This is a genomic window from Paenibacillus sp. FSL H7-0357, assembly GCF_000758525.1.
GTDB lineage: Bacteria > Bacillota > Bacilli > Paenibacillales > Paenibacillaceae > Paenibacillus_AQ.
In genome coordinates, this window is record NZ_CP009241.1 from 6,701,812 (window position 1) to 6,719,341 (window position 17,530).

Genomic DNA, 17,530 nt, shown 5'->3' on the forward strand with positions numbered 1-17,530 from the left:
AGGAGGAGTTAGACTATGAACCTGCCAGCTTCCATTACCCAGTATCTGAATGAAGCCGACGAACGGCTCGCTCACCATCCGAAATTGCAAAAACTGTTCCGTAACTGTTTTCCGAATACGCTCGAGACTACAACCAGACTGCTTGATGACGGCACTACCTTCGTATTCACGGGGGATATTCCGGCCATGTGGCTGCGTGATTCCACTGAACAGGTGCGCCATTATATTCCTTTTGCCAAAAATGATCCTGAGCTTCAGCGGACTCTCCGCGGCCTGATTGCCCGGCAGATGTTCTATGTCAATATCGATCCGTATACCAATGCCTTCAACGAAACAGCAAGCGACAAGCATTACCGGGACACCGACGACTGCAATCTGAATCCGTGGATGTGGGAGCGTAAATACGAGCTGGACTCCCTCTGCTTCGTCGTACAACTGGCTTACATGTACTGGAAGGAAGCGGAGCAGACCGACATCTTCGATACCGCCTGCTACCAGGCGCTGACCTCCATCGTGAACGTTATAGAAACGGAGCAGTATCACGGGGAAAAATCGCCGTACCATTTCATCCGGCAGACGCTTCAGGATACGGAGACTTTGTACAACAACGGACGCGGCATGCCCGTCAATTACACCGGCATGAGCTGGTCCGGCTTCCGTCCAAGCGATGACAGCTGCGAATTCGGCTACAATATTCCCTCAAATATGTTCGCCGTGGTGATTCTGGGGTATATCCGCGAGATCGCAAGCGAGGTGTACAAGGACGAAAGACTGGCGGCCCGGGCTGCAAAGCTGCGCAAGGAAATTGACTTCGGCATCCGTACCTACGGAATTGTAAACCACCCGAAATACGGCAGAATCTACGCCTATGAAACAGACGGCTACGGCAATTATTCCCTGATGGATGATGCCGGCACGCCGGGACTGATGTCCATTCCTTATATTGGTTATGTGGGTGTGGAGGATGAAATTTATCAGAACACCCGCCGGTTTGCGCTCAGCTTCGACAACCCTTTCTATTTCGAAGGTAAACATGCCAAAGGGATCGGCAGTCCGCATACGCCGGGAGGTTATGTTTGGCATATGGCGCTGTCCATGCAGGCGCTGACGGCAGACAATGATAAGGAGATCAAAGAACTGATTGATATGCTTATACGGACCGATGCGGATACCGGATATATGCACGAAGGCTTCCACCCTGACGATCCCGCCGATTTCTCGCGCGAGTGGTTCGCCTGGTCCAACAGCCTGTTCGCCACCCTGATCAGCAAAGCGATGGACAAAGGACTGGTCTAGTCTGAGCTGCACCAGTCGTACCTTCCTTCAATGGATATTGCAGCGGAAAACACAACCCTAGTTAATGATGTGAATTATAGAATCGAGTCCTGCCTTTAGAAAAAAACCGGCTGCGCCGTCCTTTATACAAGGGTGGCGCAGCCGGTTTTTTGTAGCTGGAGTAGCTGGACTGCATGAACTTTAATAGCTGCTTTGGCTCTGTTCGCCTTTGGCAATAGCCACGCCGCCACTGGTACCGATTCTTGTCGCTCCGGCTCCAACCATAACAAGGGCATCCTCTGCGCTGCGCACACCGCCGGATGCTTTGACGCCGATGTCCGGACCGACTGCCGCACGCATCAGTGCGATATCTTCCTTGGTGGCTCCTCCGGTGGAAAATCCGGTCGAAGTCTTCACATAATCTGCTCCCGCTTCAACAGCAAGCTTGCAGGCACGGACCTTCTCCTCATCGCTCAGCAGGCAAGCCTCGATAATGACTTTGGTTAATGCTTTGCCGCGGGCTGCATCAACAACAGCAGAGATATCACGCTTCATCAATTCATCATTGCCATCCTTCAAAGCGCCGATGTTGATCACCATATCGACTTCACCTGCGCCTTTTGCTATTGCATCGGTTGTTTCAAAGGCCTTTGTTTCCGGCGTTGAAGAGCCTAACGGGAAGCCGATAACCGTGCATACTTTTACCTCAGGTGTATCTTTCAAGACTTCATGGGCAACAGATACCCATGCTGGATTTACGCAGACTGAGGCGAACTTATAGGCTTTGGCCTCTTCCGCCAACTTGATGATATCTTCTTTCCGTGCATCCGCCTTCAGCAGCGTATGATCAATGATCCCGGATAGTGTAATTTCACTCATTATTAATTCCTCCATAGCAGTAGATATTCTCATACCCTGTAATCATACCAATAGAAGAACGCTTTGGAAAGGCGAGGGAGAACGATCTGCACCTTTCAATATGCTTCTATGTACCTCTCCGCGGAATGGATTAACCTCTATTTTATAAATATAAAAAAATAAAAAGTTTAATTATGCTAAATAAACCTTTTCAAAACAACGATAATAATTATATGGAATTATTGGTTTCCATATTTTTCTGGATTGATTTCACAACTATTTTGTAGAAGGAGATGTTTGGACAGATGGGTAGTTTTAAATTCGCAACGAACACCAAAGAGCACAAACTAGATGTACAAGTCGAAGGAACCATGTCAGAGGAGGACGCAGGACGGTTTATTCAGGAATATAATCAAACCGTAAGCAAGTTTGACCCTACTGAATATGAGATTGTCCTGGACTGCACTACGCTGAATGTTTCTTCTCCGGATGTGCTGCCTATGCTGGAGCAATGCTATATTCTGTACCAACAATCCGGGTTCAAAAAAGTAGTCTTCACGATCGCCAAAAGTCCGGTGCTGAAAATGCAGCTTAGCCGGGTGGCTCGCTCCACAAAACTGGCAAACTATGAAATTATCGAAGTGTAGGTGAACCTGATGAAACATACCGGAGAAAACATTAGAATCCGCAATGCCGCGTACTACCATCCACAGCACATTGTTGGCAATGATTATTACCTTGATCATTTCGCGCAAATGGGGAAGGACATCAAGCGGTTCCTCGAAGTGATGGGCCGCAAGAATAGATACATTATCAAGGACGAAAATGAAAATTCGCTGACGATGGGATTAAAGGCGGCACAGAAGGTGCTTGAGGATGCCGGTCTGCAAAGTGAAGATCTCGATATGATTGTGTTCGCTTCACAGACACCGGAGTATACTTATCCTACCAATGCCCTGCTGCTGCACAACAAACTGCAATGCAAGCATCGCACCATTACTCTGGATTCCAATGCTAATTGCGCCGGTATGGTAGCGGCTGTTGAACAGGCGAGCCGTTACATGCAGTCGAACCCAAGCATCCGTTATGCGCTGATCACAGGGAGCGACTACAGCTCGGTCAACTGCAATACGGACGATGAAATCACCTATCCTAACTTTGGAGATGCGGCAGCCGCCGTTATTCTGGAGCGGAGCAGTGAAGCTGGGGGATTTACAGATTCCTTGTACTATACAGATTCCGAAGGCTGCGAGAACATTATGTTTCCAGCATGCGGATTGTCTAACATCTATCGCGAAGATATAACAGCAGAGCAGATTCGAATCCGCTGGACGCCGTTTGACGGTACCGTGTGCGTGGATGCGGCCATAGCCGATATTAAAGAGCTGCTGAGCCGCAACGGCCTGACTACCGATGATATCTCCGCCTTCTGCCTGTCCCAATTCTCACTCAAAAACATTGAGCTGATTCAAGAGGGGCTCGGCCTTAGTGAAGAGAAATTCATCTATGTTGGCGACGAATTCGGCTATACCGCCACAAGCAGTCCATTTATCGCCTTTCAGCGTGGAGTCGAGGATGGACGGATCAAACGCGGGGACTATGTCTTCTTCTGGTCCGTAGGCGCCGGCTGGCAAATTCCGACGATGCTCTTCCAATACTGATTAACGGGAAACCGGACAAGCTATCTTCTTAAAATCATGCAAAGAGCCTTGCTCTCATTCTGGAGCAAGGCTCTTCTTTATGCCGTAGCCAATGGTTACTTTTGCGTCAGCGAATCAATGTCCACAAATGGCGTGGCCCCGCCAGTTACCGACGGCAGTACGCCGTTCCATTTCTCCAGCGCTTTCTCCTGGACTTCAATTTGCTTCAGCTGCACCAGCTCAGGTGTAACCTCCTGCTTCTTCAGTCTTAAGGATTCGGCCTCCGCCTGTGCCTGGGCAATCTTCTGTTTGGCTTCTATCTCAATCCGCCGGAGATCATTCTCCGCCTTCAGCGCCTGCTGCTGGGCGACCTGCTTCGCTTCAATCGATTGGTTGAAGGCATCGGAGAATTTGAAATTGACAATGTTGATGTCATTAACGACTAGATCATATTTGGCCAGCCGTGCAGTGAGCAGACCACTGATTTCTCCCGCCACGGCATCACGCCGTGTAATCAGATCTTCTGCGGGGTATTTAGCCGTTACCTCCTTCACAATCTCCTGAATCGCCGGGTTGATGATCACGGCATCAAAATTGCCTCCAATATTATTCATCAGATTGTAGGCAGAGTCTTTACTGACGGAATAGTTAACGGCTACATGGGTAGATACGGGCTGAAGGTCCTTGGACGATGCCGTAGTGTCCGTCTCCGCTTTGGTTACCTGCGTGTTGACCTGAATCACACTCTGGAAGAAGGGAATTTTCAAATGAATGCCCGGTGTCAGCATATTGTTGTTCAGTTTACCGAAGGTTTTGTACAAACCTACATGCCCGTATTCTACGGTGGCAAATGAGTTGGCGGCGATTAGCCCCAGAACCAACACCGCCGCCGCGATGCCTATGAGTTTGCCTGGCCTAGCCTGCTTCAATTTCGGATTAATCTCCATGATTGTTGAAACCTCCCTAATTATGCTCTGCTTGGTATTGTTAACCTTTTATACGGTGGTGCAGCACCAGCGGTCGCAAGGAATTTTTTGCAGGGAAGTATTCTATATTGTATTAGGGAGAAGTGGCTACCGGAATCATTCCTTCCAGAGTAATGCGGTATTCTCTCGTTCTCTCCCCGCCGATGTCGGAGGCTTCGTAGACCAAATCGTCTCTAAGCACAACGGAATTGGCCTGCAAGGCGTCATTAAGGTATATAAATTCAGCGTACCCGCTGTGATAGCGGTATACATATGCGGTCATCGGTGTTCCATGTGCTGCCACTGCTTCCCGGTATCCATCGCCGTCAACATCCAGCTCCCGGGTATGGCCTGTGTCTATTCGCAGCATTTCCGCCGGTGTCCCCTTATTATCTATATTGTAGTAATTGCTAAGCGAGTTGTTCGCTCCCAGGCCGCCGGTGATTTTGAGTACCCGGTCCTTAAAAAGATTAGTCACCTCTACCTGTATATCCTCTACCTTACGGTAATTGTATGTTCCAACGGAGCCAAGGCTGAAATGCCCCTTACTTGTGTCTAAATCTGCATATACATAGTCATCATCTTCTGCCTGCGTATAGACAGTTATCTGAATCCCGCCAAAATCGTCCAGCCTTGTCTGTGAAATCACTTTGCTGCCCGCAGGGAGCCCTTTGGAGGTCTCAAGCACGGGTGCCTCTTCCACCCGCTGCCAATCCAGTGGAATCAGCCCCGCTCCGTTCTCCGGATCGGAGCTTACCTCCGGCGGCGGAGAGGATATGCCATCCCCACCGCCGGGTACGGCTGCAGCCGTTGCCGTTGACTGGGGAGCGGCTGTAGCGCGGAGTTCCGCAGTTTCTTTGCCGGACGGCAAGCAGCCGGATGCCAATGTCAGCAGCGGCACAAGCAGCACTGCGGTTATTCTTTTCAGGATGAGATTCATTTCTCCACTCCTCTTCTGCCGTGAATATCACCGTTCTTCTATAATATATAAATAGCAGCCTTCTCCATAGAGAAAGCTGCTAAAAAGATGAATTATGAATCATATGATTTACGAATGTCCGCCGGATAAGGACAAGCCAACCCGCTTTACCAGCTGTGTGCTTTCCTCGTTTAATCCGGTAATCGTAACCGTTTTGCCATACGCCGCATACTTGCTGATCGTCTTGGCAATGGCGCCAGCCGCTGACTGGTCCCATACATGGGAATGTGTGAAGTCGATCCTGATGTTCTCCGGATCGCCCTCATAATTAAACTCATGAATAAAGTGGCTTGTTGTACCGAAAAACAGCTGGCCGGAAACGACATATGTGGCCATATCGGCGGATGTCTGGACGCTCAGGGAAATCGAGGCTATTTTCCAGGCAAACGTCAGGGCACTGAGCAGAACACCAAACAACACCCCGATGGACAGATTATCCGTTAGCACGACCGTAACAACCGTTACAATCATTACCAGCGCATCGCTTAGCGGTACGCGGGCCAGCGTCTTCAGCGAGCCCCATTCAAAGGTGCTGATACACACCATGATCATGACGCCTACCAGCGCTCCCATTGGAATTTGCTTAACGATATCACCGAGAACGAGGATGAGGAACAAGAGGAATATCCCCGACACAAAGGTGGATAGCCGGGTGCGTCCACCCGATTTCATGTTGACCATCGATTGGCCGATCATCGCACAGCCTGCCATGCCTCCGAAAAAGCCCGTGACGATGTTCGCCAATCCTTGCCCCTTCGCTTCACGGTTCTTGTCGCTTCCGGTGCCGGTTATATCGTCAATTAAAGTTGCCGTCATCAGCGATTCCAGCAGCCCGACCACAGCGAGTGACAGTGAATATGGCAATATAATGAGCAGCGTATCCAGTGTAAATGGCAGCTGAGGCAGATGGAACAGCGGCAATGCCGATGTTATCTCTCCCATATCCCCCACGGTCCTCACATCCAGATCAAGCACAATACTGAGCACTGAAACGATAATAATTGCCACAAGCGCCGAAGGCACCGCCTTGGTGAAACGCGGAACCGTATAGATGATGAGCAGAGTCAAGGCTACAAGGGCATACATCACCCAGCCTTGGCCCTTGAAATGCGTAAGCTGTGCCATAAAGATCAGAATAGCCAGCGCATTGACAAAGCCGGTCATGACCGGCTGCGGAAGAAAGGTAATAAATCTCCCCAGCTTGAGCATCCCCATCACGATTTGGAAAACTCCGGCTAATACGGTAGCTGCGAACAGATACTCAATTCCGTGCTGGATTACCAGACTGCCGACCAGCAGCGCCATTGCGCCGGTGGCTGCCGAGATCATGCCCGGTCTGCCTCCGGCAAACGATGTTACAATTGCGATGCAGAAGGAGGCATACAAACCGACCATCGGGCTTACTCCGGCAAGGATCGAGAACGCAATCGCTTCGGGAATGAGTGCAATCGCCACCGTCATTCCGGAAAGAACATCGCTCCGTGTATTGGAAAACCACCCGTTATTTAATTTTAGCTGCTTCAAGCTTCTGTTTCCTCCTGTTTCTGTTATGGTTGATTGGACTGTTCCGAACAGCCCGGGCCGGTGCAACGCCAATGTTTCTTATTGTACCTGACCCGCCATAACCTCCACAAAAGTGCAGCCTGTACTTGTAAGCGTTTATTTCTGTCTTTTTCTCGCATATGCTGCGAAAATCAAGTCCATTCAATAGATTAAAATTACCGGTATAGTCCTGAAGCCTTAACCTCATTGAAGAAGGTATTGAATTCCTCGATATTAAGCTGCTGCGCAGCATCCGACAATGCAGTCGCCGGGTCGGGATGAACCTCGACCATGATGCCGTCGGCTCCGGCGGCGAGTGCCGCTTTGGCGCAAGGGATCAGGATATCCTTGCGTCCAGTGGAGTGGGTCACATCGACCAGCACCGGCAAATGGCTCTCCTGCTTCAGGATCGGCACGGCCGAGATGTCCAGTGTATTACGCGTCCATTTCTCGTAAGTGCGGATACCGCGTTCGATCAGCATGACCTGGGTATTTCCGCGTGACATGATGTACTCAGCTGCATGGAGGAATTCTTCCATCGTTGCAGCAAGCCCGCGTTTCAGCAGAACCGGTTTATTCAGTTCTCCAGCCGCCTTGAGAAGCTCAAAGTTCTGCATATTGCGTGCGCCGATCTGGATAATATCCACATAGTCCAGCGCCGGCTCCAGATGTGCCGGATCGACGATTTCACTGATCGTCAGCAGGCCGTATTCATCAGCCGCCTCACGGAGAATCCGCAGCCCATCCATGCCAAGGCCCTGGAAATCATACGGCGAAGTCCGGGGCTTGAACGCTCCACCGCGCATTACGCGGATACCGGCCTTTTTCAGCGCCGCGGCCACCGTACGGGTCTGCAGCTCGCTTTCTACGGAGCAAGGGCCTGCTACCATCAGCGATGACAAGCCGCCGACGGTCACATCGCCCGGCAGGACAATAACGGTGTCCTCTTTGTGGCTCTTGCGGCTGACAAGCATGCTTTTCTTGTGCTCGGCAGACTGCAAATCCAGAGAAGCGGAGAAGATTTGCTTGAAGAGGCTGCGGATCGTTCCGCTTGTGAAAGGTCCTTTGTTGCCCGCTACCAGCTTCTCCAGCATCTGTTTTTCCCGTTCCGGATCGAACTTCGGCACGCCTTGCTTTTCTTTAACTACACCAATTTCCTGAACTACCTGGGCACGCTCGGAGATCAGCTCCAGCAGCTGCTCATTAATTTCATCCAGGCGGGCTCTCAGCCCATCCAATTCCACGTTGCTCATTACCTTCCACTCCCTCTTCTCGATTAATTCAACCTATGAACACAAAAAGGCCCCCCGTCGCAAGGGACGAGGAGCCGTGGTACCACCCTTATTTAGGATTAATCAAAAACAACCGCCGGCACAAAAAATGAAAGCTCATTTCCTGCCCGGGATTAACCCTATCTTACACCCGATAACGCGGGGCGCGGGCCTCCCTACCCATAGTTGCTGCAGCAAATACTTCAGGGGCCGACTCGGAAGTGAACTTCGGCGCTAATCGTCTCATGAGGGTGCTCTCAGTCTCCGGCACACCTTCCCTGTTAAGATCCGCTTCTAGCGCTTACTCTCTTCGTCATTGTCATTTGTGTTATATGCCGGCGCTTCTTCTGCGCCGGTTGATGCTATCTTAATCAATAAGATCCTCTGATGCAAGACATCAATGTACCGCTTCGCAGCTTTAAGCAACTAAAATAACCTTTAATAAGATTAAGCGCCCAAGCCTGTTTTTTCGCCTCAAAAAAATTTCCCGATGATATTCGAAATAGCTTCGCTTCTGAGCGGCTTGCTGATATATTCATCCATCCCGGCCTCGAGACAAAGCTCACGGTCACCCTTCAGCGCATTTGCCGTAACCGCAATAATTACCGGAAGCTTCTCCTGCGGAAACGTCTGTTTAATAACCCTGGTAGCTTCCAGCCCATTCATCCCCGGCATCTGCACATCCATGAAAATAATGTCATAGTCCTTGCTGCCGGCCATCTCCACTACCTGCAGTCCATCTACCGCAACATCAACAGCGTAGCCCCGCTTCTCCAATATTTTGCGCAGCACGATTCGGTTAATTTCATTGTCTTCGGCCACTAAAATACGCAGCTCCCGGCCAACCGTACCCAGGCTTGGCAACTCGGTACCCGGTTCTCCGTCTGAACCTTTGTCCTCCTCGCGAAGCACCACAGTGAATACAAAGGCCGCACCGTTCTCTGTGCCGGTATCCAGTGCGATGCTGCCGCCCATCAGTTCAACAAGCTGTTTGGTAATGGCGAGGCCCAGGCCTGTTCCTTCATGACGCCGGCACATAAATTGCTCAAGCTGATAAAACGGCTCAAACAGCCGGCTCCGGGAGTCTTCCGGGATACCAATCCCGGTATCAGCAACAGTGAATTGCAGCGTAACGCCATCCGCGGCCTTTGCCGCAGTCCGGACCTCTATTGTGACACCTCCGGTATAGGTGAACTTCACTGCATTGCCGACTAAATTGAGCAGAATCTGCTTCAGCCGCTCTGCGTCGCCTATCAAATGCTCCGGCACTTCTGCACCCATCGTAACCTCAATGTACAACCCCTTCGCCTCCGCCTTAAGGAGCAGCAGTTCGAGCGCGGAGTCCATGCAGTTCCTCAGCAGAAACGGCTCTTCGTGCAGGGCTGTTTTGCCCGCTTCATTCTTGGAGAAATCCAGAATATCGTTGATGATATTCAGCAGCGTATCACCGCTCTGCCGGATAATATCGAGATATTCGCGCTGCACGGAGCCCGGTTCACTCATGTCCAACAGCAGATCAGTCATCCCCAGAACCCCATTCATCGGTGTGCGGATCTCATGGCTCATCATCGCCAGAAACTCGCTTTTGGCCTTGTTCGTATTCTCAGCAATCTCCTTGGCAATGAGCAGCTTCTTCTGCTCGGTAATATCCTTCACGATAATATAGAATCCGACCCGCTCCTCGTTGATGATGATAGGGGCGATCGTTGTCAGCACTTCGACGGTATGGCCGTCTTTATGCCAGATCAGATTGATATTCCGCTCCTTGCTGTTGTTCTCATTGCAATAACCGATTACATCATGCAGATGATGGGCGCCGATAATCAGACTCACACTCATTCCGACCATTTCAGGGATGGTGTAGCCTGTCAACTGGCAGGCTTGTTCATTTCCGTTTATGATATTGCCCTGCAGATCCAGGGAAATAATCGCATCATGATTATATTTTTTCAGGGAGGTATACCGCTCGATGGATTCCTGCAGCATCGTCTCTACAGCTTTGCGCTCCGTTACGTCACGGCCTACCGCAAGCACGCTCATGCTATTCCCATCCTCAATTAAACGCAGGGTGAATTCAATCCAGAGGTATCGTCCGTCGGCATGGCGGATTCGCAGCTGGATGCTCTGAGCATCCATGGGCTCAGAGAGCTCCAAAACGGTAAGATCCTCATGGTGAATCAGCCCGCGGATATCGCGTCCAATCAGCTTCTCCGGCTCATACCCCAGCACCTCCTGAATCGAAGGTGAACAATACAGGCAAATGTTGTCCAAAGTGGAATAATACACAATATCCCTTATGTTCGCGGCGATCAGCCGGTAGAGTTCATCACTCGGAGGAGGGGTGATTCCGGAGGTATTCCCCTCTGGAATCTCAGCCAAATGGATTAAATAATGCAGCTTCTCCCCCGTACAAGGATCGCTGATAAGCACAGCATGCAGAAGCAGCTGGACCGGTGTGCCGGCGGCACGGATCAGCTTAATTTCACATTCAAAAAAGGGGGCCTCTCCTGCTTGCAGAGCCCCCATCATCTTTTTATACACCGCCAAAGAATCATTATGCAGAAACTCACCGAATTCATGCTCCAGGAGCTGTTCCTCCGAATACCCCAGCATCAAAACTACCGCGGGATTTATACGGGTCCATTTTTCATCCATAGAAAGAAAAGCTACTCCAACCTTTCCCGTTTTGTACGCCTGTCCAAAGCGGGAATATACCTCCGCATGCTGTCTTAACATCTGATCCACCGCCCGTTTGTGGAGTATTGAGTGAAATTCACTTATTTTAAAACTTCAATATAAATATCTTGTATAATCGGGCGAAAGTCAAATGTTATTCCCGCTTTTTCAGCTATAAAATTCAAGGCATTAGATATTCACTTTCCGCAGGTCTTAGAATGAATAGTAAACTTCTTTTCCGGCAAGAAAATCCCTGCACAGGGTATCGCATACTTTTGCTGCGTCCTCTTTAATCCAGCCATTCCGGTCAGGGTCATGAATAAAAAACAGATAGCTGATAAATATATCCATAAAAATCAATCCTTCAATATACCGTACCTGATCAAAAGTGAAAGTGGACCTTGAAGCATAACCCAGCAATAGGGTTTGCCTTAATTCGCTTGGAAGGATGGAAGATGCGCTGCCCAGGTCAAATAGGTAATAGCCATAACCGAACAATCCAAAGTCTATATAACAGGGACCCTCATTCGTAATAATGACATTCCCAAGTTGAACATCGGCATGTATGAGCCCCCACTCTTGTTGAGCATCCAAATCCCTCAGTTGTCCCTTTACATATTCCAGAACCTCCCTAATGATCTCATAGTGCTCTTGACTGTACAGGCTGGCTTCAATTCCATATTTAAGTTCCTCAATCGCACTATCTATTCTCGCTGCATCATATACAGGTCTGGTTAGCGCCGGCAGTGCGGATTCCCGTGAAAAATGATGCAGATCCGCCAGCTTCTCCCCTAATGCAAAAGCAATCTGCCCTATGTTGTCTTCCTGCAAAGTAAGCGTTGAACCCTCTATCCACTCCAGTAAGGTTGCGTAACAGGGGCCAAATTCATTGGCTGTATATTCTGAAACAAACTGGCCCGCACGGTTAACAGAGGGTTTCTGCACCCGCAGGCTGTTCTTTTGGGATAATCCCTGAAGTAAGTACATTTCTGACTTTAAGCCTTCAAGCGTATGTTGTATACCAAACAGACCTGCTGTTGCAGGTTTATGTATGCGCAGCAAATACTGTTTGTCGTCGCTTGTATCTGTTACCTTAAACGTCATATTTTCATTATGTCTAATAAATTCAATTGCTGGTTCTGAGATAGAATAAAGCGCAAGCACTTCTTCTGCATGATGCATCAAATCGTCCACAAATTCAGATTCCATAATATAATCACCGTTCCTGCATTTTCCTTTTAGTTTATCATAGGTTTAATCCCGGATACGCGGGCAAGAACAGTTAAATACAAAGAAGCCCTTAACAAAGCGGCTTCGTAATAATCCTTATAGAACGGCTTTTCGCCGGCAAACCGGCCTTCCGGCGGAGTTCTCCCCAGTGCCCCACCTTTGACTGTACACCCTTGCTCTAATCCCGGTCCGGTGTCAGGAACCCCCTGTTAACAAAGCTTCAACAGTTTCCGTAACGGCTTTGACCTGAAAGGGCTTCGTAATATACCCGGCAAAACCTGCACCTTTGGCCCGCTCAATATCCAATCTCTGGGCAAAGGCGCTAATCGCCAAAACCGGGATATGCCGGGTCTCCTCTTTCGACTTCAAAGATTCCAATGCCTCATAACCACTCAGGTCGGGCAAGCCGATATCCAAAATAATCAGATCCGGCAGCTTCTGTCTGGCAATCTGCAGACCAAGCTCCGCCGTATCAGCTTTCAGCAGTAATACGGAGGGCAGATTTCTTTTGAAAATATGATGCATTAAATCCATGTTGAGCTCATTATCTTCTACATAGAGCACCGTCTGCTTGTATGCCCCCATTCATCAAGTCCCCCTAAATGTTTAATGCGCAATATACCTAGTCAGAGAAAATAAAAAAGCCGAAGAAAGGGTCATCTCCCCCTTCTCCGGCTCATGTTCGGCTCATTTGCATGTCCGACCCATTTCCACCTCATCTATGATGTTTATTGAAAAGTATATGCTATCACACTGGTATCCTTGTCGAAATCCCAATCCACATAAATGTCAGACAGCTCCTTGCCAAGCATCGGCGCAATTGTGGTGGTATCCTCCAAATAACGTTTTTCCATTTTGCGTTTCGTTGTTTTGAGTGTATTCTCATAGCCGAGGCCAATCAGTTCCTTCTCCAGAGGAATCAGAATTCCCTCACGCTTGATGATCAGAGTGCGCGGGCCAAGCCACCAGGAGTCGGTAAATTCCGGTTCCTTCTGCACTTTCCTGCTCACTTCATTGATCTGGGCATGGACTTCTTCACGCCCGGCATAATCGTCGACAGCCACTCCGCTGTGCTTGATGAGTGCAACGATCATTCCTGACGCGTTATGTATGCCCCAATCATAAAAAATCTCGCTGACCTCAATAGCCATCTTGTCCTTCAGGTAAGCCGAAAGCTCGGGAAGCAGTGATTTCATCAGGAGCTCCCGCGTGTAGCGGAACGCCTGCTCCTCTTCCTTGTTTAACAAAAATCTCTCCACAGGCCCGATAAAATTGCGGATATGCATGGCGATGCATTGCTCTCCGATAGAAGCATGAATGGATTCGGGCCCTTTCCCGAAGCGCTCTCTCAGCAGTCTTCCTGTGTAACTGGAAAGTTGGCTAGTAAGTTCTGTAGTACTCATCAAATTTCCTCCAGCATTATATTCTTTTGTCTGTGTCTAACTGTATGGGGAGACTCTCCGCCTGCTGAAGAACGGTTCGTACACCTTAGTATAATCTCAACAGCCAGCTTCGTACACACAAAAAAATCACTGCAGAATTTGACACACAAAATTATATTGTGTACAATTTAATTAATAAAAATATTTCATTACATATTGCGGAAGGATGATTCAGCAATGAGCATATATCAATATACCGCACGCAACATTCGGGGCAGGGAAACCAGCCTTGAACAATACAAGGATAAAGTCCTGCTGATTGTGAATACCGCCAGCAAATGCGGGTTCACTCCCCAATATTCCGACCTTCAGAAGCTCTATGAGAAATATCAGGATGACGGATTTCAAATTCTGGGATTTCCCAGCAACCAATTCGGGGAGGAACCCGGAACCAACGAAGAAGTAGACGTCTTCTGTCAAATTAACTACGGAGTTAGCTTCCCCCTATTTGAGAAGGTTGATGTGAAAGGCGAAAATAAACATCCCCTGTTTCACTATCTGACCGGTCAGGCGGGCTTTGAAGGCTTTGATGAAAGCAATGCCAGCGGGAAGCTGCTGCATGCCATGCTTCAGGAGCGTGAGCCTGCAACTCTGGCTGATGACGAAGTGAAATGGAATTTCACCAAGTTCCTTATTGACCGTAAAGGCCAAGTTGTGAAGCGTTTTGAATCCTACAGCGATCCGCTGGACATTGAGCCGGCCATTCAGGAACTGCTGTAAAATAGTTCAGCTGCATAGTGCCTGCTAATATATGGATACGACAGGAGGGCGTCCCGGAAGCCTTGTTCATTCACGGCTTCTGGAACACCCTCTTTATGCTTACAAAAGAACCAAATGGCTTGTTTCACTTGCCACGGTACGTTTCAGTGAACACTTCAAAGAACGGCGTAGTGTCCCTTTCTGCCATTGTATCCTGTACCCCGGGACTCCAGCCAATCTCCGCCCGCCAGCTTCCGAGCAGCCCGGAAGCAATCAGCTCCTGCTCATCCACCGCAATCTGCTCATCTCCTTGGGGCGCTACATAGAGCGCATCCGCCGGACAATAAGCCTCGCACATGAAGCAGGTCTGGCAGTCCTCCTGCCTGGCGATGACCGCAAGCTTGCCCTGCATCTCGAATACATTCGTCGGGCATACCTTGACGCATAACCTGCAGCCGATGCAGCGGTCCTTGCTGACCAGTTCGATCATATCGCCTGCCCCTCTCTGCGCACATTCAGCTCATGGGCATGCGGCACTCTTTCCGTACTGATGCCGATTCGGTCTATGCCGGACAGAATCAGCCGGTGGGTCTGGCGGATATCCAGCTCCGGATATTCAGCCAGCCGCTGGAGGCCCCGGCTTTCCTTGCGGGCCAGCGCAGCGGTGTATATCCAGCGGCCGACATTCAGCATGGCGGCTGCTTCCCGCGACTGCACTATGCCCTGCACCGTGGCGGGAGGCCGCCCGGCCAAATAGGGCATCAGGCTGTCCAGCCGCTTCAAGGCTGCGGCAACGACAGGTTCGCTGCGGAAATAGTTAATCTGCAGCGGCAGAATTTCACGCTGGACGGCTGCGATCAGCGGCCTTGCCTCCAGCGTTTCCGGCGCATCGGCGCCGGCCGGCAGACCATAGCGGCCTGCCGCGGTAAGCTGCCGGGTGTCCGCCTGCCGCGGCTGGGACAGCGCATGCCGCGCGGCTCCCTGGCCGGCCCAGCTTCCGCTGCATATGGCCCAGGAAGCGTTGTAGGCCCCGCCGCCGGAAATGGCGCCGGTTACCTTCTCGCGGGATGCGGCATCCCCGGCCGCATACAGGCCGGGTACCGTAGTCGCACAGTCGGTCCCCGTCAGGCGCAGGCCGCCCGTACCGCGCATCGTGCCTTCATAACGGAGCGTGAGCGGGAATTTATCCTTGAACGGATCAATCCCCGCCCGCTCCAGCGGCATGAAGAAGATCGGGTGGGCACGGCGCAGAAATTCGCGTTTCTCCGCTGTGTCGGCCAAATCCAGCGAAGCATAGACCGGACCTTTCTGCATCAGTTCCGGGATGCTGCCAAAATTGCGGTCGCCCTGGTGCAGCGGCTTGCCCGCCGCATCATAGAACGTCGCCCAAGCCAGCATCCGCCCGCGCGTCACCGTTCCGCCTTCAAAGCTTGGCGCATACTGCCGGCTGAATTCCATGCCCGACAGATCGGCACCGGCTTCGGCCGACATCAGCAGCCCCTCGCCTGTGAGCACGTTGCAGCCCAGACCTTTGCTGAGAAAGGCGCAGCCGCCGGTAGCCATCACCACGGCGTTCGCCCGTACCTCCCAGGCTTCGCCGGTCAGGCGGTTGATCCCCCGCGCGCCGCCCACGCCATGTTCATCATGCAGCAGTTCCAAAGCGGGAGACTGATCCCAGATCTTCACTCCCGCCTTACGGACTACCCGCCGCATAATCTTCATATACTCCGGGCCGTGGAGATGGGTCCGCAGCGGATTTCCCGCTTCATCCTTGGGAAAGGGATACCCCCAAGCCTCAACCCGTTCCAGACTCTGCTCCACCTGATCCAGCACACGGTGTATCCAGGCATTCTCCGAGAGGTACCCTCCGGCTTTAAGCCTGGCCTGAACCGCCGCTTCACGCAGCTCGGCTACCGGCGGGATCACGAGCAGCGTAGTGCCGCCCGGAGCCGTGGCGCCGCTCGTTCCCAGATACCCTTTATCCGCCAGGATGACCTGCGCTCCCAGTGAGGCTGCGTTCCATGCCGCCCATGCCCCGGCTGGACCTCCGCCCAGCACAAGCACATCCGTTGTTATTTGCTGCTGCTGCGGCATTTCATTACCTCCCAAAAGTTTCACTTGATCATTTCCGGCCTGCTCTAGCCCAGTTGTTCATGCAAAAATCCCAGTGTCACCGCCACGGCCTCATTCAACTCCGGGGTCGGGCCTTCGTAAGGATCTACGGTGTTGAAGCTGTGGTCAGCACCTCTTACCGAATAATAACGGTGCTGCGGTGCCTGGTCCCGGAAACCTGCATTCTGCTGCAGCAGCGATTCCCTGTCCTGGTCGCCCTGGATGATCAGCACAGTAGCAGGTAGCAACCTTAGAGCCTCCTCCAAATTAAAACGTCCCTTATTCCGCTCCACATCTTCCTGAACGGCATAGTCCTGTGGAGTCAATGCCGGCCCCCCGTCAGCCTGAGAACGGGGTGGTGCAGAACCGCCGTTCCAGACCACCAGCGCCTGCACTTCCGGATGCTCGGCAGCGAACACAATATTTCCGCCGCCCGCACGGCTGTGCCCGAGAAGGGCCAGCCGCTTAAGGTTGGCCTGCTCCGCCAGCGGCAGTCTGCCGTCCTGCAGACTGCGCAGCACCTGCTCCAGGTCTTCCAGTTCCCGGCTCAGCGTAGCTGTTTCCGCGAGTTCTTGCGGTCCGAGCCCTGTTGCGCTGCGGGCAGCAATACGCGAGAAGTTGAAGCTGACGGTGTAGAAGCCGCTTTCCGCAAGCCTGCCGGAAATCTCCGGCCAGAATGCCCAGTCCTTATGACCCCGGAAGCCGTGACTGATCAGGACAACAGGCTTCAATAACTCGCCGGGAGGAACCCTTACTTCGCCCTCCAGATAAAGTCCGTTATCCAGCGGCAGCTTGAAACGTTCAATCGTCAAAGTTTCCTTTCCCATACGTTACCTCCTCC

The 17,530-nt window shown here is 51.2% G+C and carries 16 protein-coding genes; 4 read left to right on the forward strand and 12 right to left on the reverse strand.

From position 1 onward, the window contains the following. The first annotated feature begins 15 nt into the window (after positions 1-15). The gene (locus H70357_RS29575) at positions 16-1,296 is read left to right on the forward strand and encodes a glycoside hydrolase family 125 protein (RefSeq protein WP_038596676.1); all 1,281 of its coding nucleotides are present in this window, start codon (positions 16-18) and stop codon (positions 1,294-1,296) included. Positions 1,297-1,476: 180 nt separating this feature from the next. On the opposite strand, the gene deoC is transcribed toward H70357_RS29575, so the two are convergent. Further along, on the reverse strand, positions 1,477-2,154 hold the full coding sequence (deoC, locus tag H70357_RS29580; protein WP_038596679.1) for a deoxyribose-phosphate aldolase: 678 nt from the start codon (positions 2,152-2,154) through the stop codon (positions 1,477-1,479). 284 nt (positions 2,155-2,438) lie between these two features. Between deoC and H70357_RS29585 the strand changes: the two genes are divergently transcribed. After that, complete coding sequence (locus H70357_RS29585; protein ID WP_038596681.1) at positions 2,439-2,780, forward strand: hypothetical protein; 342 nt, start codon at positions 2,439-2,441, stop codon at positions 2,778-2,780. Positions 2,781-2,789: 9 nt separating this feature from the next. Beyond that, positions 2,790-3,794 carry a ketoacyl-ACP synthase III gene (locus tag H70357_RS29590; protein WP_038596683.1) on the forward strand — a complete coding sequence of 335 codons (1,005 nt, stop codon included), beginning with the start codon at positions 2,790-2,792 and terminating at the stop codon, positions 3,792-3,794. Between the two features lie 95 nt (positions 3,795-3,889). Here the strand turns inward: H70357_RS29590 and H70357_RS29595 are convergent, their stop codons facing one another. The 8 genes from H70357_RS29595 to H70357_RS29630 all read right to left on the reverse strand — a co-directional run bounded on the left by H70357_RS29595 (position 3,890) and on the right by H70357_RS29630 (position 13,839). After that, positions 3,890-4,720 (reverse strand): prohibitin family protein, encoded by an 831-nt coding sequence (locus H70357_RS29595; RefSeq protein WP_038596686.1) that lies wholly within the window; start codon positions 4,718-4,720, stop codon positions 3,890-3,892. A gap of 112 nt (positions 4,721-4,832) precedes the next feature. Continuing rightward, positions 4,833-5,678, reverse strand: a complete 846-nt coding sequence (locus H70357_RS29600) for a hypothetical protein (protein WP_038596688.1) — start codon at positions 5,676-5,678, stop codon at positions 4,833-4,835. A 108-nt stretch (positions 5,679-5,786) separates the two neighbouring features. After that, positions 5,787-7,241: a SulP family inorganic anion transporter gene (locus H70357_RS29605; protein WP_038596690.1), complete on the reverse strand. Its 1,455-nt coding sequence runs from the start codon at positions 7,239-7,241 to the stop codon at positions 5,787-5,789. Between the two features lie 194 nt (positions 7,242-7,435). After that, positions 7,436-8,512 (reverse strand): bifunctional 3-deoxy-7-phosphoheptulonate synthase/chorismate mutase, encoded by a 1,077-nt coding sequence (locus H70357_RS29610; protein ID WP_038596692.1) that lies wholly within the window; start codon positions 8,510-8,512, stop codon positions 7,436-7,438. 492 nt (positions 8,513-9,004) lie between these two features. Continuing rightward, entirely contained in the window at positions 9,005-11,266 is a 2,262-nt protein-coding gene (locus H70357_RS29615) for a PAS domain-containing sensor histidine kinase (RefSeq protein ID WP_052092325.1), read from the reverse strand. Positions 11,267-11,419: 153 nt separating this feature from the next. Then, complete coding sequence (locus H70357_RS29620) at positions 11,420-12,415, reverse strand: phosphotransferase enzyme family protein (RefSeq protein ID WP_038596694.1); 996 nt, start codon at positions 12,413-12,415, stop codon at positions 11,420-11,422. A 216-nt stretch (positions 12,416-12,631) separates the two neighbouring features. Next, positions 12,632-13,021 (reverse strand): response regulator, encoded by a 390-nt coding sequence (locus H70357_RS29625; RefSeq protein WP_038596695.1) that lies wholly within the window; start codon positions 13,019-13,021, stop codon positions 12,632-12,634. A gap of 143 nt (positions 13,022-13,164) precedes the next feature. Then, positions 13,165-13,839, reverse strand: coding sequence for a Na-translocating system protein MpsC family protein (locus tag H70357_RS29630; protein ID WP_038596697.1), 675 nt, complete (start codon positions 13,837-13,839; stop codon positions 13,165-13,167). 216 nt (positions 13,840-14,055) lie between these two features. Here H70357_RS29630 and H70357_RS29635 point away from each other — a divergent pair, with 216 nt between their 5' ends. Further along, positions 14,056-14,598, forward strand: a complete 543-nt coding sequence (locus H70357_RS29635) for a glutathione peroxidase (protein ID WP_038596700.1) — start codon at positions 14,056-14,058, stop codon at positions 14,596-14,598. Between the two features lie 124 nt (positions 14,599-14,722). Here the strand turns inward: H70357_RS29635 and H70357_RS29640 are convergent, their stop codons facing one another. From H70357_RS29640 to H70357_RS29650, 3 genes are read right to left on the reverse strand one after another with little or no spacing between them, the layout of a single operon-like run. Next, positions 14,723-15,067, reverse strand: coding sequence for a 4Fe-4S dicluster domain-containing protein (locus H70357_RS29640; RefSeq protein ID WP_038596702.1), 345 nt, complete (start codon positions 15,065-15,067; stop codon positions 14,723-14,725). Beyond that, complete coding sequence (locus H70357_RS29645; protein WP_038596704.1) at positions 15,064-16,671, reverse strand: FAD-binding protein; 1,608 nt, start codon at positions 16,669-16,671, stop codon at positions 15,064-15,066. Before H70357_RS29645 ends, H70357_RS29640 begins: the two co-directional genes overlap by 4 nt. Positions 16,672-16,715: 44 nt before the next feature. Continuing rightward, positions 16,716-17,516, reverse strand: a complete 801-nt coding sequence (locus tag H70357_RS29650) for an alpha/beta hydrolase family protein (RefSeq protein ID WP_038596706.1) — start codon at positions 17,514-17,516, stop codon at positions 16,716-16,718. Positions 17,517-17,530 lie beyond the last annotated feature (14 nt).